Source organism: Bartonella sp. W8151 (assembly GCF_016100385.1).
Taxonomy (GTDB): domain Bacteria; phylum Pseudomonadota; class Alphaproteobacteria; order Rhizobiales; family Rhizobiaceae; genus Bartonella; species Bartonella apis.
This window is the reverse complement of the sequence record NZ_JACFSO010000002.1, coordinates 236,019-255,802: the sequence shown is the minus strand read 5'-3', so window position 1 is coordinate 255,802 and position 19,784 is coordinate 236,019. Positions and strand designations below refer to the sequence as shown.

13 protein-coding genes, 1 tRNA gene, 1 pseudogene and 6 CRISPR repeat arrays are annotated in these 19,784 nt (G+C 44.5%); of the genes and pseudogenes, 9 read left to right on the top strand and 6 right to left on the bottom strand.

The annotated features are described in order from the left end of the window. The first annotated feature begins 27 nt into the window (after positions 1 to 27). The 6 genes from H3V14_RS04050 to H3V14_RS04025 all read left to right on the top strand — a co-directional run bounded on the left by H3V14_RS04050 (position 28) and on the right by H3V14_RS04025 (position 7,001). Complete coding sequence (locus H3V14_RS04050) at positions 28 to 801, top strand: ABC transporter ATP-binding protein (RefSeq protein WP_075869848.1); 774 nt, start codon at positions 28 to 30, stop codon at positions 799 to 801. Beyond that, the gene (locus H3V14_RS04045; protein ID WP_075868974.1) at positions 749 to 1,585 is read left to right on the top strand and encodes an ABC transporter permease; all 837 of its coding nucleotides are present in this window, start codon (positions 749 to 751) and stop codon (positions 1,583 to 1,585) included. The genes H3V14_RS04050 and H3V14_RS04045 overlap by 53 nt, the downstream gene beginning before the upstream one ends. A 51-nt stretch (positions 1,586 to 1,636) precedes the next feature. Then, entirely contained in the window at positions 1,637 to 2,581 is a 945-nt protein-coding gene (locus H3V14_RS04040) for a LysR family transcriptional regulator (RefSeq protein WP_198226815.1), read from the top strand. A 189-nt stretch (positions 2,582 to 2,770) separates the two neighbouring features. Then, a complete protein-coding gene (locus H3V14_RS04035; protein WP_075868976.1) occupies positions 2,771 to 3,592 on the top strand; it encodes a bifunctional allantoicase/(S)-ureidoglycine aminohydrolase in 822 nt (273 codons plus the stop codon). Positions 3,593 to 4,040: 448 nt separating this feature from the next. Then, positions 4,041 to 5,075, top strand: coding sequence for a dipeptidase (locus H3V14_RS04030; protein ID WP_075869849.1), 1,035 nt, complete (start codon positions 4,041 to 4,043; stop codon positions 5,073 to 5,075). A 714-nt stretch (positions 5,076 to 5,789) separates the two neighbouring features. After that, a complete protein-coding gene (locus tag H3V14_RS04025; RefSeq protein ID WP_198226813.1) occupies positions 5,790 to 7,001 on the top strand; it encodes an MFS transporter in 1,212 nt (403 codons plus the stop codon). A 237-nt stretch (positions 7,002 to 7,238) separates the two neighbouring features. Here H3V14_RS04025 and H3V14_RS04020 read toward each other — a convergent pair whose 3' ends face one another. Next, a complete protein-coding gene (locus H3V14_RS04020) occupies positions 7,239 to 8,615 on the bottom strand; it encodes an MATE family efflux transporter (protein ID WP_198226810.1) in 1,377 nt (458 codons plus the stop codon). A 436-nt stretch (positions 8,616 to 9,051) separates the two neighbouring features. On the opposite strand from H3V14_RS04020, the gene H3V14_RS04015 reads away from it, so the two are divergent. Beyond that, positions 9,052 to 10,443 (top strand): DHA2 family efflux MFS transporter permease subunit, encoded by a 1,392-nt coding sequence (locus H3V14_RS04015; RefSeq protein ID WP_198226808.1) that lies wholly within the window; start codon positions 9,052 to 9,054, stop codon positions 10,441 to 10,443. Between the two features lie 19 nt (positions 10,444 to 10,462). Beyond that, positions 10,463 to 11,091: direct repeats of the CRISPR family, unit length 36 nt; unit sequence GTTGCGGCTTGACCGCATTTTCTAATCTGTTACAAC. 619 nt (positions 11,092 to 11,710) lie between these two features. Next, a CRISPR array of direct repeats spans positions 11,711 to 12,276; the repeat unit is 36 nt; unit sequence GTTGCGGCTTGACCGCATTTTCTAATCTGTTACAAC. Between the two features lie 618 nt (positions 12,277 to 12,894). Then, a CRISPR array of direct repeats spans positions 12,895 to 13,196; the repeat unit is 36 nt; unit sequence GTTGCGGCTTGACCGCATTTTCTAATCTGTTACAAC. 754 nt (positions 13,197 to 13,950) lie between these two features. Then, a complete protein-coding gene (locus H3V14_RS04010; protein WP_198226806.1) occupies positions 13,951 to 14,286 on the top strand; it encodes a hypothetical protein in 336 nt (111 codons plus the stop codon). Between the two features lie 92 nt (positions 14,287 to 14,378). Further along, positions 14,379 to 14,547: a CRISPR direct-repeat array (repeat unit 34 nt; unit sequence TTGCGGCTTGACCGCATTTTCTAATCTGTTACAA). A gap of 635 nt (positions 14,548 to 15,182) precedes the next feature. On the opposite strand, the gene H3V14_RS04005 is transcribed toward H3V14_RS04010, so the two are convergent. The 3 genes from H3V14_RS04005 to rplU all read right to left on the bottom strand — a co-directional run bounded on the left by H3V14_RS04005 (position 15,183) and on the right by rplU (position 16,676). After that, positions 15,183 to 15,782 carry a GNAT family N-acetyltransferase gene (locus tag H3V14_RS04005; protein ID WP_246784995.1) on the bottom strand — a complete coding sequence of 200 codons (600 nt, stop codon included), beginning with the start codon at positions 15,780 to 15,782 and terminating at the stop codon, positions 15,183 to 15,185. A gap of 116 nt (positions 15,783 to 15,898) precedes the next feature. Beyond that, a complete protein-coding gene (gene rpmA / locus H3V14_RS04000) occupies positions 15,899 to 16,168 on the bottom strand; it encodes a 50S ribosomal protein L27 (protein ID WP_075868982.1) in 270 nt (89 codons plus the stop codon). Between the two features lie 22 nt (positions 16,169 to 16,190). Next, on the bottom strand, positions 16,191 to 16,676 hold the full coding sequence (gene rplU / locus H3V14_RS03995; RefSeq protein WP_198226802.1) for a 50S ribosomal protein L21: 486 nt from the start codon (positions 16,674 to 16,676) through the stop codon (positions 16,191 to 16,193). Between the two features lie 538 nt (positions 16,677 to 17,214). Here rplU and H3V14_RS03990 point away from each other — a divergent pair. Then, positions 17,215 to 17,304, top strand: a tRNA-Ser gene (locus tag H3V14_RS03990). 771 nt (positions 17,305 to 18,075) lie between these two features. After that, positions 18,076 to 18,442: direct repeats of the CRISPR family, unit length 36 nt; unit sequence GTTGCGGCTTGACCGCATTTTCTAATCTGTTACAAC. A gap of 258 nt (positions 18,443 to 18,700) precedes the next feature. On the opposite strand, the gene H3V14_RS03985 is transcribed toward H3V14_RS03990, so the two are convergent. Both H3V14_RS03985 and cas2 read right to left on the bottom strand, forming a co-directional pair. After that, positions 18,701 to 19,153, bottom strand: coding sequence for a WYL domain-containing protein (locus H3V14_RS03985; protein ID WP_078039854.1), 453 nt, complete (start codon positions 19,151 to 19,153; stop codon positions 18,701 to 18,703). Between the two features lie 52 nt (positions 19,154 to 19,205). Further along, a CRISPR array of direct repeats spans positions 19,206 to 19,374; the repeat unit is 36 nt; unit sequence GTTGCGGCTTGACCGCATTTTCTAATCTGTTACAAC. A 70-nt stretch (positions 19,375 to 19,444) separates the two neighbouring features. Continuing rightward, positions 19,445 to 19,726, bottom strand: a pseudogene (gene cas2 / locus H3V14_RS03980) (CRISPR-associated endonuclease Cas2); the annotation flags it as partial. Between the last annotated feature and the right edge of the window lie 58 nt (positions 19,727 to 19,784).

The window sequence follows — 19,784 nt, the reverse complement described above, 5'->3', positions numbered from 1 at the left end:
CCCATAGAAATGAAATCAAGCAATGCGATTTCTCCCCCCTCTATCCGCTTTGAAGGACTAAGCCAGTTTTTCACGACATCGACAGGGCGAACACAAGCCCTCCACAATATTAGTTTCGATGTTCGCTATCACGAATTTCTTGCGGTATTGGGGCCTTCCGGTTGTGGCAAATCCACGCTTTTGCGGTTGATTGCCGGACTCTTGAAACCGACACAGGGCAAGGTGGAAGTTTTCGGTATGCCGGTCAAGGAGCCGCGCGAAGATGTCGGCATTGTTTTCCAGCGCCCGACATTGCTGCCATGGCTCAATATTGTGGACAATATTACTTTTCCGATCAAACACAAATTCGGCAAGGTCAATTCCGCCGATATTGATAAAGCCCACGAACTTGTGCGTATGATCGGCCTTACCGGTTTTGAAAAACGTATGCCGGAAGAATTGTCGGGCGGTATGCAGCAGCGTGTCGGCATTGCCCGCGCGCTTCATCTCGACCCCGATATTTTGTTGATGGACGAACCGTTTTCCGCCCTTGATGCGCTAACCCGCGATGAAATGGGTTTTGAACTTTTAAGAATTTTTGCCGACCGGCCGAAAACCGTGATGTTCATTACCCATTCTGTCAATGAAGCTGCCATTCTTGCCGACCGTGTGCTGGTTCTCGCCGGCCGGCCGGGAACTGTTTTAACCGAACTCGACGTGCCGCTCGGACGGCCGCGCAATGCCGAAACTGCAAACCAAAAGGTGGTCCATGACTTCGCTCACACCCTCAGAAACCTCCTCATCAAGCCAAAGCTCGCTTAAGAGGAAGAAGATAAAGCTGTTTCACCTCTCCTCGCTGCTCTCTGGCTTACCGGCAGTGTTGCTGATTGTGGCTATTCTTGTGATCTGGCAATTGGCGGCGGTGTTTTTTGCCATTCCTTCTTTCATTTTACCGGCGCCGGTTGAAATTTTCAAAGCTTTCCATGTGATTGATGGATCGCGTTGGGCTGTTCATATATTTGCAACCTTGCGGGTAGCACTACTCGGCTTCTTCGTATCCATTCTGATTGCTTTACCGCTTGCTGTCTGTCTTATCCGCTCGCCGCTTTTATCGAAAACGGTTTATCCGTTATTGGTCATTATCCAGTCGACACCGGTTGTCGCCATTGCGCCGATTGTCATTGTCGCCTTCGGTTCGGGTGACTTTCCGCGTATTCTCATCACCTTTCTTATTTCGTTTTTTCCGCTCGTCATTGCCACTTCGACAGGGCTTCTTTCTACACCGCCCGAACTTATCGAGCTGTCAAAATCACTCCGCGCACCGGTTCGCCGTGAAATATTGCAAATCCGCCTACCTTATGCCGTGCCCTATATTTTCTCGGCCTTGAAAATTTCCATTACTTTATGCGTCATCGGTGCGGTTGTTGCCGAATTTGTTTCGGCCGATAAGGGCATAGGTTTCTTCCTCCAGCTTTCCACTTCAATTTATAAAATACCGCAAGCCTGGGCGGGGCTTTTTGTGTTGGCAGCCATGTCGCTTATCTTGTTCCAACTTGTTATTCTTACCCAGAAGCTTCTCTTCCCGTGGAGTATCAAAAAGGGTTGAAAATAAAAAAGCTCCAAAACTTAAAAAACGGACAAGGGGGACTTCAACATTTTGCAACACCGTTTGATGAAATATCTTGACGAGGTAGCGCGTTCCGGCTCGATACGGAGTGCCGCACAAAAGCTTCATGTTGCCGCTTCTGCCATCCAGCGGCAAATAAAGCTCTTTGAAGAAGAAATCGGCACACCGGTTTTTTCCCGCAGCCATAAGGGGCTCGAACTCACGGCCACCGGCGAACTGGTGCTTGGCCATATCCGCGAAACAATGCGCAATGAAGAGCGGATGTTGAGCGAGATAAAGGCTCTGAACGGCGTTATCCGCCAGAATTTGACAATTGTTTGCGAAGAAAATCTCGCTAGCACCCTTCTTTTTTCGGCAATTGTCGACTTCCAGAAAAACCACAAATCCACCAAAATCAACGTGTTGACCGCGCAAAATGAAGATGTGCAAAATGTGCTTCTTGATGGCAAAGCCGATCTTGCTTTGGCTTATGACATTGAAAAGCAGCCCCGTTTTGCCATTGATAAAGAGGTGAAATGCCCGCTTGGGCTTTTTCTTCGTAAAGGTCATAGTCTCGAAAAACGCTTGCAAGGAAAAAACAAAGTCAATCTTGCCGAAATGATTGGCGAAGCTTTGGTGCTTCCCGAAAAAGGCACAAAATTGAAATCGCTCATCGAAACGCTTGGGCCTCCGCTTGTGACCGCCGTTCCGATTGTCGAAACATCATCCATCCCATTGATTGTTCAACTCGTTGCAACCGGAAACTATGTTTCCATTTTAAGCCGCACAGAATTGCCGGAAGGGTTTGATAATGAATTTCTCTTCATCCCCGTTATTACCCATCCGGCCTACCACATTTTGACATTGTTCCACCAGATAAACCGCGTGTTAAAACCGGTTGAACAACAGTTTCAACATGTATTGATGGAACAAATGAAAGAACGTCTTAGCCGACGTAATCAAAACTTTTCCGGAGAAGAAAAAGAGGCAGATTGAATATTATGGACTCTCTTTGCCATCGCCTAAAAGAAGTTAAAAGATCATCTGATAAATTTTTAAAAACTCTGGCAGACGAGACAGGCAAAACAACGATAAATCGGAATAAAACATCCAAGCGGTTTTAAAAGCTTTTTGACGAGAAAAATTTTTTGAAAAAGCTTTCACAAAAGAGGAGACAACAATTCCATGAATGAGAAAGACTATTATTTTCCGCTTGGCGGATTACAACCACGTTCCGAACTTTTAAGCAGCAAAGCCACCTTCAAAGACGCTTATATGGTGATGCCCGCTTCTGTCATGTCCGATATTGTAACAAGCCAATTGCCGTTTTTTATAAAATCCCGCTTCTGGGTTTTGGCGCGCCCGATGACAGGTTTTTCAGAAACATTTTCCCAATATATAGGCGAAATCGAACCTTCGGGCGGGTCAGAACGTCCAGAAAATGACAAGCGTGCGGAAGCCGTTTTCTTTGTGACTGATGGTGCACTCACCATCGTCCTTGAAGGCGAAAAACATGTTCTTCACAAAGGTGGCTTTGCCTATCTTCCTGCCGGTCACGATTATCAATTATTCAATGAAGCAAAAACCACCGCGCGCTTTCACTGGATCCGCAAGGCTTATGAAAAAGTGGAAGGGCTTGATAAACCTGATGCAATCTTTTCTTCCGACCAGCAAATAACGCCTGCCGAAATGAAAGGCCATGAGGGTGTATGGATGACAAGCCGTTTCATGGATATGAACGACATGCGCCATGACATGAATGTTGCCATTGTCACCTTTATGCCGGGTGCCCATATTCCTTTCATGGAAACCCACGTTATGGAACACGGGCTTTATGTCTTGCAAGGCAAAGGCGTTTATCGGCTGAATGATGATTGGGTGGAAGTCGAAAAAGGCGATTTTATGTGGTTGCGCGCATTTTGCCCGCAAGCCTGCTATGCGGGCGGCCCCGAACCATTCCGTTATCTCCTCTATAAAGATATAAACCGGCACGCAAAACTCTGGTAAGGCGAAACTCTGGGTTGTCGAGGCGAGACTTTGCGAAGGCAAAATTTCGGCGGGCAAAACTTTAGTAAAGCGAAAATTTTCGAAGCCAAAACTCTACTCATGTTTTGAAATTGCGAGTTTTGAATAGAAAATAACCGTTAAAGCCATCCATGCTTTAAAAATGCTCCTCATCGTCGTGAGGATTTTGTCGCATTTGTTCGTCAAGCTTTTGGCGGCATTCTGCCGCCCTTCTCGCGCCAGAACCAAGCCCGCTCTATTCATGTTTCTTTTGCGTTTTCCCTATTGTTAAACCCGCCTCTCCCGACACAAGGAAAACTATGTTTGGAGTGAGCAGAAAATAGACACGAAAATTCCACGATAATCAAACTTTTGTCAGTTGCTGTTTTAAATCTCTATAGTGGCGTATAAGAATAATGATCTGAAAACACATTCTGATAAGGCAATTTTTATGGCTGAAACACTCATCCAATGTTTTGACGGGCACAATGACATTCTCTCCAAAATCCGCGACGAGAAAAACCTTGACCCTTCGGCTTTTATCAACGGTTTTGAAAGTGCAGAACTTGACCTGCCAAAGGCTGAAAAAGGCGGCCTTATTGGCGGGCTTTGTGCGGTTTATCCGCCATCGGTTGATCTTCAGCCGGATGAAAACGGTGTCTATCCCGAATTATTGTTAAAAGATGCAACAAAGCCGACCATGGAAATGGCAAAGCTTCTCCATGATATTGAAAAGCTGAAACCCGACCGTTTCAAAATTTGCAAAACCGCGCGCGATATTAAAGACGCAATCAAGGAGCACCAATTTGCTGCGGTTTTTCATATTGAAGGTGCGGAAGCCATTGGCGAAAATCTGGAAGAGCTTGCCCGCCTTTATCAGGATGGATTGCGCAGCCTCGGTCCTGTCTGGAGCAGACCCAATATATTCGGTTTCGGTGTTCCCTTTAAATATAACTCGACCGGCGATATCGGACCGGGCTTGACAGAAACCGGCAAAAAACTCGTTCGCGAATGTAACAAGCTCGGCATTATGGTTGATCTTTCGCATATGAACGAAAAAGGCTTCTGGGACATTGCAAAATTGAGCGACGCACCGCTTGTTGCTTCCCATTCCAACGCCTATCACTTGAGCCATCAAAGCCGTAACCTCACCGATGAGCAATTGCGCGCTATCGGAAAAAGCAAGGGGCTGGTCGGCATTAATTTCGGTGTCAAATTCCTGCGCGAAGATGGCGAACGCAACCGCGATACACCGCTTAAAACCATTATCAACCACATGCGCTATATTGTCGATATTGTCGGCGTGGAACATGTCGGCCTCGGTTCGGATTTCGATGGCACAACAATTCCGAATGAATTGCATGATTGTTCACAATTGCCGAAGCTCGTCGCCGAAATGGAAAAATCCGGTTTCAACCATGACGAGATCGAGAAAATCACCTCGAAAAACTGGATCTCGGTTCTGGAAAGGACATGGGGCGAATAAAGCTTTTTAAAATGCCAATGCATTCGGCCAGTTAATAGCATTGGCTAAATATGTTTTTGCTATTTACGGCATAAAGAAAAAGACAAAAGACAACACTGGTACGTGAACCGGCTTTGCCTGCATTGAAAAACCAACGCGCATGAAAAAGCTACCGTTTTAACGGGAATATTTTTGTCTCACCAAAGTTCCGGCGAAGATACATTTTCCTTTAGCAATCTTGAGGCTCACAACACTCGCCCCGTTCAGGAAAAGAATTTTTCCAGCATAGCTTTCAAAGCCCATTGTGGCAAATCTTTCCGGATGAATTCAACGTGCCCTTTATCCCTATGCAACACGACCGAATAAGTGCATTATATTTACATCTTTCCAATAAATCGAATGGGACTGTCGCGCTTCTTTTTTCTTCCCGCAGATAGTCTTGGCAAAATGGTCAGGATTTTAAGCCATCAATCGGGTTCTTAAAATCAATCCGGATGTTTCAAGCGGAATTGATGACGCGCTTCATTTGAATGATACGCGCTTGGCTTGCACTCATATTTTTTGAGATAATTTTGCTTTTCCCCTGCCAATCAGGCAGAATGGATAAACAGTTTTTCAAGCAGCTATTCATCCCACAATAAACGGCATTCATTTAAAGGCTGCAGAAATTGACATAAGCACGCGATGTCAATAGATGAAGGAAACGCCTTTGAAGGGCGCTTAAGGACATTTGTCATGGCCAATATATATCGTGAATTATTCAGAAAACCCGGCACTGTTGCCTTTTCGGTAACGGGGTTGTTGGCACGTATTCCGATATCAATGATTTCAATCGGCATTATGACAATGTTTGCCATTGAAGGTTTGGACTATGCTACCGCCGGTCTCGTTTCGGCAAGTTATGTCCTTTCCAATGCCATTATTACGCCGCAAATATCGAAACTTGCCGATGAATACGGGCAAGCCCGCGTGGCGCGTCCGGCAATTCTGGTTTCTTTTTTGTCGCTCTGTGGCTTGTTGATTGCCGCACAATATAAAGCGCCACTTTTCATCTTGATTATTGCCGCAATTCTCGTCGGTTTTATGCCGAGTTTCGGTTCTTTCGTGCGTACACGCTGGTCGCAACTCTATCATGGTTCGCCGCTTTTGCGTTCGGCCTTTGCCTATGAATCGATTGTCGATGAATTGATCTTCATGGTTGGCCCCATTATTGCGATCGAGCTTACAAACCATCTGTTTCCGGCTGCGGGGCCGCTTGCTGCCGGTCTTATCATGCTCGTTGCAGGCTTGATCTTTACCTTGCAAAAATCGACCGAGCCGGTCGCCCATGGCAAACGGCAAAAAGGCTCGACTTCGGTTATCCGGCTTTTTTCTATCGCGCTACTCACAGTTATTATGTTTTGCGTCGGCACCATTTTCGGCACTGCGGAAATTTCGGCCGTGGCAATCGGCAAATCGCTACAACAGACAAATTACACCGCTCTGCCACTTGTGCTTTATGCGGCCGGCTCTTTCATTGCCGGCATTGTTTATGGTGCACTGCCTGCGCGCATGACATTGTCAAAACAACTTCTTGTTGCCACTGCCATTGCTGCGGTTACAACATTGCCGCTTTTGCTCGTCACAAACTTATGGAATTTGAGCATTGTGCTTCTCATTGCCGGTGCCGCCTGTTCACCCACAATCATCATTGCGATGTCGTTGATTGACACAATTGTACCGCCCGAAAAACTCACCGAAGGCATGTCGTGGGGAATAACCGGAATGGCAATGGGGGTCGCTGCAGGAGCTGCCATTTCCGGAAAACTGATTGATGCTTTTAACCCCGAAAGCGGCTTTTATGTTTCCATTGTCGGCGGCTTTCTTGCACTAATTTTAACGATTTTCGGGCAAAAATATCTCAAACCCAAAACACCAAAGCCGAAAACCATTCTTGAAAATTCCTGACTAGAGCGCGCTTCCGGCCTTTCGCTGTTTCGTCACTCTGTTCAACGCCCACCAGCTTTGGCAGATTCTGCCTTAAGCCGCTTATTCTTGAGCCCCCCTCAAGCGGCTTTTTATCCCTTGCCACAAAAGAGCTTTTCTCACCCCTTTTGGCTCTCTTTTGAACCAAGCTTTTCCTGTTAAATTTGCTTGAAGAGCCAAGCGCGATCAAGCTGTTGCTGCTTCACACCTTATAGAAAGCTAGAGCACTTTTTGCTTTTTCCATGTGCCCGAAAGATAATAGCAAAGCGCCAGAATGAGCGAGGCAAAAGCACCAACGGTGAAGCTCCACCAGATGGCATCAGCCTTCATGGAACCATAAAACATGTAATAGAAGCCAAGGCGCACCGGATAGACGGCAATGAACAGGCAAATGAGCGGCACAAGAACCGCACCATTGGCACGAACTGTTGAAAAGAGCACCATTGCGAGGCCGAAAAACAGAAAGCTCCAGCTTGCAATCGCCTGAATATGCTGCGCCATTGGCACGGCTGCGCTATCATTGCCCAAAAACAGGATAATGACCGGACGATCAAAGATGAGCAATAGGCCAAGCAGAATAGCTGTCATGACAAATGTTGCCGCGCAGCCGATCAATGTGGTTTTGGAAATTCTGTTCCAGCGACCGGCGCCGATATTTTGCGCAACCATTGCGCTAACCGCCGCCCCCACCGCCATGGAAGGCATTTGCAGATAGGTCCATAATTGCTGCATGATGTTATAGGCGGCAATGGTGGTCACACCTTCCTGATTGACAAGACCGATCATGACAAGGCCGGATGTCGCAATGATGACCATTTGCAGGCTCATCGGAAAGCCTTTCAGCACGATGAAGCGCATCAGGCTAAAATCCGGCCAGATATAGGTGAGTTCCCGCCCTTTAAGCCGCAAAGGCAATTTCTTCACATAGATATAAATAATCATGGCAAAAAGCGCGAGATAGCCCGAAACCGATGTCGAGGCGGCAGCCCCCGCAATGCCCATTTCCGGAAAAATCCACAAGCCCAAGATGAGCACGGGGTTGAAAATGATATCAAGCACAACATTGACGCACATAAAAATGAGCGGCGTCATGGAATCGCCCGCCCCGCGAAGCCCCATCATAATCATGACCATCAAAAGATCGGGGGGTGCAGCAAGGAAGATAACACGCAAATAATCTTCAGCCAGCGTAAAAGCATCAGCCGGTGTTTCAAGAAAGTGCAGGATTTCAGGCGAAAAAAACCAGCCCAAAACCGCAAGAACCACCGAGAGAAACAGACAAAAGCCGATAGATGCGCCAAAAGCCTGTCGCGCACGGTGCAAATCTTTGCGCCCTATGGATTGGCCAACCATAATGGTTGCCGCCATACCGAAACCGAAAACAAGGGCAAACAAAAGAAAGGTGATGATATTGGCATTGGCGGTTGCCGCAAGTGCACTTTCGCCCAAAAACCGCCCCACCCAGATTGTGTTGATCGAACCGTTGAGCGATTGCAAAACATTGGACAGCAATGTCGGAATGGCAAAGAGAAGCAACGTTCTGGTGATCGGGCCTTCAGTCAGATTAGTGAGAACAATTGTTTTTTTATGCGGCAAGTGGACGCTCCATCAGCGCTTTTTTTAAAATGATTGACCCGAAGCGGATATAACTTCGTTTTTTAAATAATGATATAAAACATATAGGTGTCGTAAATGTTATGTGTAGCCCTTCCGGACGTTCCATGAACATTAACGATGAAGAATTTATTTTTCTCTCAAGGTCAAGAATGAAATGAAAAACCACGATAAAGTGAAGCCGGTTTTTGTCGCTCTCACTGTTCTTCACAGTTGAAACCGGTCAAGATAATGTCGGCCTAAATGATGGTATCGGGATCGTCGCGATTTTCTGTCACAAACACCTTTCAAGTTCTATCGGTTTAGGCCATATCAGTTTTTCATGTATAAGGTTTTAGAGTCATAAAGGTTTTTCAGTCTATATAGGCACACTGGTTATAAAGGTTCCATCGTTCAAAAGTCGGGTTCGGGGTATTTAATGCGCATTCTTCCTATGGTTCTGGCTGTCGCTTTGTTTATGGAACATGTGGATTCCAATGTGATTTCCACATCCCTTCCCGCCATTGCCGCCGATTTGAACACAAGCCCTATCGCGCTCAAACTCGCCATGACATCCTATCTCGTGGCACTTTCGGTTTTCATTCCCATAAGCGGGTGGATCTCCGACCGTTTTACCGCGCGCATTATCTTCCGTGTTGCCATTGTGGTTTTTCTTGCAGGCTCTGTTTGCTGCGCTTTTTCCTTTTCGCTCCATTCCTTTGTTTTATCGCGCTTTTTACAAGGCATTGGCGGCGCAATGATGACACCTGTCGGCCGGCTACTTCTTGTTAAATCCACGCCGAAAAACCAGCTTGTCATTGCCTTTCAATGGTTTTCCATTCCCGCCCTTGTCGGCCCGCTTGTAGGCCCGCCGCTTGGCGGCTTCATCACCACCTTTTTTACCTGGCACTGGATTTTTCTCATCAACATCCCGATCGGTTTTATCGGCCTTGTACTTTCGTCTATCTATCTGCCAAAAAATGAAAAGAGATATATCCGCCCGCTTGATTGGACAGGCTTTTTCCTTTCCGCAATCAGCCTTTCCGGCTTCATTTTCGGCCTTTCGATTGTAAGCCTTCCCGCCTTGCCGCAAAGTGTCGGCATCAGTGTCACCATTTTGGGTGTAATTTTCGGCGCCATCTACATCAAACACGCCAAAAACCGCACCGCACCGCTTCTCGACCTTAAGCTTTTTTCCGATCCGGTTTTTGCACGTGCCATTATCGGCGGCAGCGTTTTCCGGCTTGGCATTGGCGCCGTGCCTTTCCTGCTTCCCATGATGCTGCAACTTGCCTTTGGCCTTTCGCCGATTGAATCCGGCCTTATGGTTCTTGCCGCGGCCATCGGCTCGCTCGGCATGAAGTTCGGCGCCAAGGAAGTTTATGCCCGTTTCGGCTTCCGCAAAGTATTGATGGCGGGTTCCCTCGTCTCGGCAATGTTTACCGCTTCCAATGGCTTGTTTTACCCCACCACACCCTATTTGTTGATGATTATCGTGCTTTTGTTCGGCGGCTTTTTGCGCTCTCTTTTCTTCTCCGGTGTCAATGCCCTTGCCTTTTCCGATATTGCCAAAGAAGACATTAGTCAGGCAACGCCGATTGCCGCCGTTGCCCAACAGGCTTCAATGGCACTCGGCATTGCAATTGCCGGCGCGGTTCTGGAAATTGCGAGCTCCTTTCACGACAATATATTGAAACTTGAAGATTTTCATACGGGCTTTTTCGTCGTCGGCTTTATCTCGGCACTTGCTTTCTTCATCTTCCGGACATTGCCACGTGATGCAGGCCATGCTTTGAACGAAAAAAGCATACAAAATACGGCACAACACTGATTAAACCAAAACATATTCTACAGTCGCTTGACCACATTTTCTAATCTGTTACAACGAGCGGCAGCTTTCTTTTATGAAAACGAATGTTGCGGCTTGACCGCATTTTCTAATCTGTTACAACCAGAGACAAAAAACAACCGTGATGAGCTTTGTTGCGGCTTGACCGCATTTTCTAATCTGTTACAACTTAATAAAATTTAAGCTTGTCTCATTTGTGTTGCGGCTTGACCGCATTTTCTAATCTGTTACAACCGACACAAAAGAAGCGTTAAAAGCCCGTGTGTTGCGGCTTGACCGCATTTTCTAATCTGTTACAACCCATAAGTTCCATTAAATTCGACATCTCTGTTGCGGCTTGACCGCATTTTCTAATCTGTTACAACTTGTGTTGCCTGTTGCAACAAAGCGAAATTCGTTGCGGCTTGACCGCATTTTCTAATCTGTTACAACTGTCGATGCAGGCCCTTTTGTGATTTTTGAGTTGCGGCTTGACCGCATTTTCTAATCTGTTACAACCATGATTTTCACAATTGAATCAGCAAATCAGTTGCGGCTTGACCGCATTTTCTAATCTGTTACAACCGGCCAACGTTTCGCCGAAAGTGACGGCATGTTGCGGCTTGACCGCATTTTCTAATCTGTTACAACCGATGTCCACTTAACCCTTTGTTTTATAAGGTTTAAGTGGATATTTTTTTAAAAAAAATGCCGTTTTTCATTAAAATAACACTGGTAAATTTCGATTTTTTTGACGTGTCTTTCACGTTTTCTCTAAAAATCTAACAATATTTTCTCATAAGTGCACGATCAATTTGCTTGTCCCTTAAGGCAAAAAAATATCGTAATTTCATCGTTCGGGCAAAGGTGTTTTAATCCGTAAACGTAAGCATCATATCAAAGCGACATCGGAAATTTATTTCTCAATCACCGAACACGAAATTTTGGAAAACGAATTTTAAAAAGTCAAAATAGCTATGTTTCCGCATTCAATTATTATGGCAGTAAACATTGGCTAAGCGATCTGCAAAAGACACGCTCGGAAGTAATATTTATAACGACTTTACTTCAAACGATGCCGGAATTTTTGAGAAAGCGGAAAAAGAAAAATTTGACGACACCGTTGGGTCGGAAACCCCCAACACCAAAAAGGTGGCGCTCCGGATGGCTCGGTGTCCAAGAAAAATATAATGTAATTGAAAAATAAATTCAACAAACAGTATCAAGAAGTAAGTAAAGATAGATTATGACGAAGTTTTACCGGCGTTCCGTCGCAACTTGACCGCGTTTTCTACTCTGTTACAACGTCCGCTCATGATGGCAATGATCAACGGCTGTTGCGGCTTGACCGCATTTTCTAATCTGTTACAACTTAAAATACATATTTCATAATCTTTGGTGACGTTGCGGCTTGACCGCATTTTCTAATCTGTTACAACCGAAGCTGAAAACGCAGAGAAAGCGGCGGTGTTGCGGCTTGACCGCATTTTCTAAACTGTTACAACAGTTCGCTGCATGACCGACGAACTTCTTTTGTTGCGGCTTGACCGCATTTTCTAATCTGTTACAACATATATGAAACAATATACGGCGTTTAACGTGTTGCGGCTTGACCGCATTTTCTAATCTGTTACAACTTTATAGACGATATGTGCTTCCCCGCTTTTGGTTGCGGCTTGACCGCATTTTCTAATCTGTTACAACTTACCAAGCAATGTATTTTAGTTAGATCATGTTGCGGCTTGACCGCATTTTCTAATCTGTTACAACGTTTTTACGCGGCTTGAGATTGGGCGAGATGTTGCGGCTTGACCGCATTTTCTAATCTGTTACAACCGATGTCCACTTAACCCTTTGTTTTATAAGGTTTAAGTGGATATTTTTTTTAAAAAAAATGCTGTTTTTCATTAAAATAACACCGGTAAATTTCGATTTTTTTGACGTGCCTTTCACGTTTTTCCTGGAAATCTAACAAGATTTTCACATAAGCACACGATCAATTTGCTTGTCCCTTAAGGCAAAAAAATATCGAACTTTCATCGTTCAGGCAAAGTATTTTTAATCCGCAAACGTAAGCATCCTATCAAAGCGTCGTCGGAAATTTATTCATCAATCACTGAACACGCAATTCCGGATGCCGACTTTTTAAAAATCAAAATGGCTATATTTCCGCATTCAATTATTATGGCAGTAAACATTGGCTAAGCGATCTGCAAAAGACACGCTCGGAAGTAATATTTATAACGACTTTACTTCAAACGATGCCGGAAATTTTGAGAAAGCGGAAAAAGCAAAATTTGACGACACCGTTGGGTCGGAAACCCCCAACACCAAAAAGGTGGCACTCCGGATGGCTCGGTGTCCAAGGAAAATATAATGGGATTGAAAAGTATAATCAACGAACAACCTAATTATGGAAGTAAAGATTGAGTATAACGAAATTTGCCAGCGTTCTATTGCGGCTTGACCGCATTTTCTAATCTGTTACAATCTGCCGCGTCATGGGGCTCAAACGTGCACCGTTGCGGCTTGACCGCATTTTCTAATCTGTTACAACATACTGACTGGACAACTCGATGCTACCAAGTGTTGCGGCTTGACCGCATTTTCTAATCTGTTACAACGCGATTATGAACCAGCTCCTATGCCGGTCTGTTGCGGCTTGACCGCATTTTCTAATCTGTTACAACAAAGAAATTCATTTAAGGAAATAAGATTTTGTTGCGGCTTGACCACATTTCCTAATCTAATATAACTTAAGCGTCATAGTAATATTGGCTTTAAATCGGGGTAGAAATGAAAAAGCTTATAACATCTTTTTTAACAATTTCTCTTCTAACGACATATTCCGTTGTCATTACCGGTTGCGGAAAGTCAGAAAAACAAAAGCAAGAAGATGCTGCAAAAGCATTTTTATCAGTTCAACCACGCCACGATCCAAGCACGAGCTTCTAAAAATGTTACTATTTCGTTTGCTTGATCCATTATTCTTAATCTTGAACATGTTCGCGGTTTTTATGTGGGGATTATATTTGCTTAATCCGTTTTTCGCATTTGTTCCATTTCATGTTTATACAGCGCCCGTTTCTCTTACTTTTTGGTTAGTTGTCTATGCTTTGGGAAAAAGATACTTACAGCGGCGGAAATTTTTAAAGTAAAACCAGTTGACATAATTAAGTTAATAACTGTGTGCGTTGCGGCTTGACCGCATTTTCTAATCTGTTACAACTCAGGCGGTTTTCACCTGTGACAGCTTGCAGTTGCGGCTTGACCGCATTTTCTAAGCTGTTACAATATTTTATTATTACAGTTTTTACTTATATTGATATTTTATTACAAATATTCAATGTAATATTTATAATATTATTTTTGTTATTCATGAATCATTTTTAATTATAATTTACTAATTGATTACAGATAAATATTATCCATAATAACATTGATATTTTTTTAAAATTGAATAGTGTCTTCCAATAAAATTGAATTCAATTGGTTAAAGAGTAATCTGAAATGACTAAACGAGCAAAACTTATTTCCGGTATCTTTGCTATCGCAATCATTTTTTCTATCGTCCTGCTTTTTATCGCTTATTTATCCGGAGTCCGTGTTTTTGTTGTGCAGCCTATAGGCGCCGTTCCGGAGGGGAGAACATTAATTGTAAGTGGCGTAAGTAAATTACATGCTATCGACAGCCCCGATGCCGTTTGTGAACGTATTGGCACCGTCAATTTACTTTGCAGAGCAGGCGTTATAGCTGGAGTGGTCGATAAAGGCGAGATATTGTTGCGTCTGCCGTATAGTCAGTTTTTATATAATCTTTCGGGCGCTCCCGAAACCGAAAGGTAGATGATCATTATGAAAATCACGCTTAATTTGCGTCTTGTTATTTTTTCTGTTTCGATACCAACTGAACAGCTCTCGCTTGGCTCGTCCACTCACTTGCGGCTTGACCGCATTTTCTAATCTGTTACAATCTCACGAATAGACCGGAGTTCGTCGCCTTGGTTGCGGCTTGACCGCATTTTCTAATCTGTTACAACCTGTCATTAATGATGGACGCGGACGTATATGTTGCGGCTTGACCGCATTTTCTAATCTGTTACAATCGATACCCACTTAACCCTTTGTTTTATAAGGTTTAAGTGGATATTTTTTTTAAAAAAAATGCTGTTTTTCATTAAAATAACACCGGTAAATTTCGATTTTTTTGACGTGTCATCCACGTTTTCTCTAAAAATCTAACAAGATTTTCTCATAAGTGCACGATCAATTTGTTGACCTGCAAGTTGCAAAAAGTATAGATATTTCATCGTTCGGGCAAGGTTGTTACGATCTTCCTAAAACAGGATAAGCCGGCATGTTCGGGCTTTTTTTTAGAAAGACCTCAAGCAATTTTGTGAACCGCTGTTTCCATTTTTTAGGAAAGCTTTCCGTTGTTAAAATGCTGGTGAATGCGTCGTGCTACTTAACAAGAAGTCCGCTTTGATAAAGCAGACTTTAAGATAGCGTGATAAACCGTAAGACAGCGAGTTAAACCGGTTTGGCACATCCGGTTTGCTTTTTTCAATTCGAGCGTGGCTAAAGCCGAACACGCCTGCCCCACTCGGCCAGTTTCACCAAATCGTCCCGATTGAAACGGCCTCATCAGGCCTTTTTTATAAAAGGCCTGATTGTTCGATCAAGCTTTCAAGGCCTGCCAGTTCAAACGAGCTTTTCAGGCCTCTTTATTGAAGCGGGCTTGCTCAGGCGCATTTGCTCAACTGGCCGATCCATTTTTCGCGTTCGAGGACATAATTGTCGGCGATAACCAGACCGGAAACCAGCGAGTTTCGTTCGGATGTTCCGATATATTCAAAGCCCTGTTTTTCGATAACGCGGCGGGACGCTTTATTGGCCGCAAAATTCGAAACATAAAGCGCATCAATATCGGTCGCACGGAAAGCGGCATCAATCAGGCTGCCAACCGCTTCTGTTGCATAGCCTTTATTCCAATAGGGTTTGCCAATCCAGTAACGCAGGCTCAGGCCTTCGCCCTCTTCGCGGTCCTTGATATGACAGGCGCCGATAAATGCGCCATCTTCGGCTTTTGTAATGGCATAGGCGCAATAGCCCATCTCGCCCGCCACCGAACGAAGAATGTATTCTGCTGCATGTTTTCGTGTGAATGGAAAAGGCACAGATTGAAGCATGGCAGATACATTCCGGTTGTTGGCGAGATCGGCAATGGCGTCCATGTCTTCTACATTGGGTGCGCGTAAAACAAGCCTTTCAGTTACCAGAACCGGGCAATCCAAGGTTCTGGGCGGCCTCTTTCTTATTTCTTCTAATAATTCAGTGCTCATAGTTACCTCCTGGAGCAAAAGAAAAAGGGAAGGATGGTGTCCCATCTTTCCCTTTAATTTGCTTTGGAAGCTAACCGGGGTCCAACGGGACGCCGGTTTTATTTAAGAGCTCCGGCTTACTCTGCTGCCTCCGCCATCGGAATCACCGACACATAGGAGCGGTCATTCGCTTTGACGCAGAAAGATACTTTGCCCGCTTTAAGGGCAAATAATGTATGGTCTTTACCCATGCCGACATTTTCGCCAGGGTGCCATTGTGTGCCGCGTTGCCGGATAATGATGTTACCCGGAATAACTGCTTCACCACCAAATTTTTTAACGCCTAGGCGTTTTGATTCTGAATCGCGACCGTTACGCGAGGAACCACCAGCTTTTTTGTGTGCCATGGTTGTTCTCCTTTAATCTCTCTTACTTTTCCGACTTTTTAGCGGCTGCCTTTTTCGGCGCTGCTTTTTTTTCGGTTGTTTCTGTTTTGGCTTTCTTTGCAGCCGGTTTTTCAGCCTTTGGTGCTGCCTCTTTGGCGGCTACCGGTTTTGCTGCTTTTTCAGCCGGCTTTGTTGCAGCCTTGGAAGGCTTTGCACCACCTGTAAGAATTTCGGAAATGCGAATTGTGGTGAATTCCTGACGATGACCACGAATGCGCTTCGAATTCTGGCGACGGCGCTTTTTGAAAGCAATAACTTTGCGTGCACGTGCCTGTTCAACAACCTCTGCTGTTACCAACGCATCGGCAACCACAGGAGTTCCGATTGTTGCTGTTTCACCTTCGCCAACAACGAGAACCTGATTGAACTCCACAATATCACCGACATTGCCAGCGACCTTTTCAACTTTCACAAGTTGGCTGGGGGAAACACGGTATTGTTTACCACCCGTCTTGATGACTGCGAACATTTTTTACCCTTTCGTTCCATCCGGATCTTGTCCAACACTTCAAAGCGATGAGACAGCCCGTCTTTTTATCAGTCGTTAAAACTATCTTATCAGTCGTTAAAACTATCAGTCTTTAAAATTTGCCAGCCGTAAAAAACTGACCGGCATAATTTTAGACAAGTGCAGATACACTTTTTCACATAAATGTAGACACACTACGCCTTTCACCGATTTATGCAGAAGTTTTCTTCACTTGTCAATCGACCAGCTTTAAAAAACCGGAAAGCTTTTTGTGAATTAACCGGCAATCATGGCGAAAAACCGGATGCATTTGACAACAAACCATTTTTTGTCGGGCAAACAGCAACAGGCCGGAAAAACTCTGATGCGTTTTAAAAATGCGCCTATGGCCCCGCGCAAAAATGAACAAAACAAAGTTTAAATGGCGAACGGAATTTTCCAAAAATTAAAAAAAGGGGCTTGTGTCAAAGCCAATTGCCAGCTATTTAGCCGCTAACGCGCTCGGATGTTTGTTTAACAAATAAGGTTCGCCTTTTGTGGAGAGGTGGCTGAGTGGTTGAAAGCACCGCACTCGAAATGCGGCATAGGGGCAACTCTATCGGGGGTTCAAATCCCTCCCTCTCCGCCATGATTCTCCTTTTCTTTGAAACGACTTATTTAGTTATGCGCCCGTTCGGAATGGCCGCGCTTGACCGCATTTTCTAATCTGTTACAACGCACGCGTATTCAATAAACTTATTCATATCGTTGCGGCTTGACCGCATTTTCTAATCTGTTACAACCGATGTCCACTTAACCCTTTGTTTTATAAGGTTTAAGTGGATATTTTTTAAAAAAAATGCTGTTTTTCATTAAAATAACACCGGTAAATTTCGATTTTTTTGACGTGTCTTTCACGTTTTTCCTAAAAATCTGACTATATTTTCACTTAAGTGAACAATCAATTTGCTTATCTGTAAGGTAAAAAAATATCGAACTTTCATCGTTCAGGCAAAGTATTTTTAATCCGCAAACGTGAGCATCCTATCAAAGCGTCATCGGATATTTATTCGTCAATCACTGAACACGCAATTCCGGATGCCGACTTTTTAAAAATCAAAATGGCTATATTTCCACATTCAATTATTATGGCAGTAAACATTGGCTAAGCGACCTGCAAAAGACACGCTCGGAAGTAATATTTATAACGACTTTACTTCAAACGATGCCAGAAATTTTGAGAAGGCGGAAAAAGAAAAAATTGACGACACCGTTGGGTCGGAAACCCCCGACACCAAAAAGGTGGCGCTCCGGATGGCTCTGCGTCCTAGGAAAATATACTGGAATTGGCAAATAAAATCAACAAACAGCATCATGAGGGAAGTAAAGATTGAGTATAACAAGATTTGGCTACCGTTCTGTTGCGGCTTGACCGCATTTTCTAATCTGTTACAACAGTGACGTGCAACAAGTTGATTATGTCACTGTTGCGGCTTGACCGCATTTTCTAATCTGTTACAACCTTTAAAAGTTCCAACTTTAAGCATAGAAAGTTGCGGCTTGACCGCATTTTCTAATCTGTTACAACGGCGGTCAAGATCGGCGCGCGGCCAATCGGGTTGCGGCTTGACCGCATTTTCTAATCTGTTACAACAAAAACGGCGGAAGAAGCACAGGCAGTCTTTGTTGCGGCTTGACCCCATTTTCTAATCTGTTACAACTTGGCTATCCGGTTGACGACGAAGAGGCAAGTTGCGGCTTGACCGCATTTTCTAATCTGTTGCCAGCACAATCCAAAATCATCCTGTCAGGCAACCACTAGCCGCGCATTGACAACACGTCAGATGGTATTTAGCGACGCGTGTTTTTCGTGCCTTTGGAAATCCGAGCCCCAAAAAATGAAAACGTTGGCCATACTTCGCCAAACAACAACACGCAGCGATTTTGGAAAGTAAAAAGGGCACGACTATTTGTAAAGGCATTCGCGTCAAGTCGGAGTTTGTCCAACCCGCAGGCTGTGAAGCGAACACATGAAGAGAGTAAGTTCAGTATCGCTCCCACAAATAGCGTCCAAGGTTAGCAATTTCCTGATTGTTTTGCATGTCACGTGCCGACAGAATGCGATCGTTGCGAAAGCTGCGCATGGCATTGCGGACAGTGCAAAAAGCATCAATATAGATTGTTGCTTTGCCGGCTATCCGATAGATATTCAGAGGCTCTATTACACGCTCGGTTATCACGCCGTCCCTGTCAACATATTCAATCATAAACTGAATATTATCGGTGATGCGATGGTTCGTTGCCTCGCCCGGTGTGACAAATTCTAGATTGTCAGGACGGATGGAAGTATCAAGTAGATTAGTCTGATAATTCTGCCGTGGTTCAGGATTGATGGGGTGCTCGGTGCGCCGTCTTATCACGTGCCCAAGCTTTCCTATTGCAGCGAAGCAGCACAGTATAAAGCCAACCAGAAGCCATATGCTCACTATTACATCCATTTTGTTCCTCCCCCTGCAATGCTACACCGTTTAAACATTTACACACAATAGCGTTGCGGCTTGACCGCATTTTCTAATCTGTTACAACGGGTGCCCAAACGTACCCGTTTATTGGTTTGTTGCGGCTTGACCGCATTTTCTAATCTGTTACAACATGAGAATGCATTGCTCATGCCGACAAAGTGGTTGCGGCTTGACCGCATTTTCTAATCTGTTACAACCGATATCCACTTAACCCTTTGTTTTATAAGGATTAAGTGGATATTTTTTCAAAAAAAATGCCGTTTTTCATTAAAATAACACCAGTTGGGCGGGATTTTTTTGACGTTTCCTACGTGCCTGATCGGAAAATCTTACGATATTTTCATATTGCTTGTCGGTAAATTGGAAAATATAGATGTTCCCTCGTTCAGGCAAGGAGGATTCGATCTTCCTGACATAAGATTCGAATTGTTCTTTTCCGTTACAGAAACGCAGATAATTCGAGAACTGGCTCATCTCGAAGCCAATATCCAACAAAAATTGTCTGAATTTCGTTGCGTCGTGGTGCTGTTTTCTTGTCTCTACCGGTAAGTCGAAAGTAACTCATATCCACATTAATCGATACCCGCTTAAATGTTTAGGACCCGAT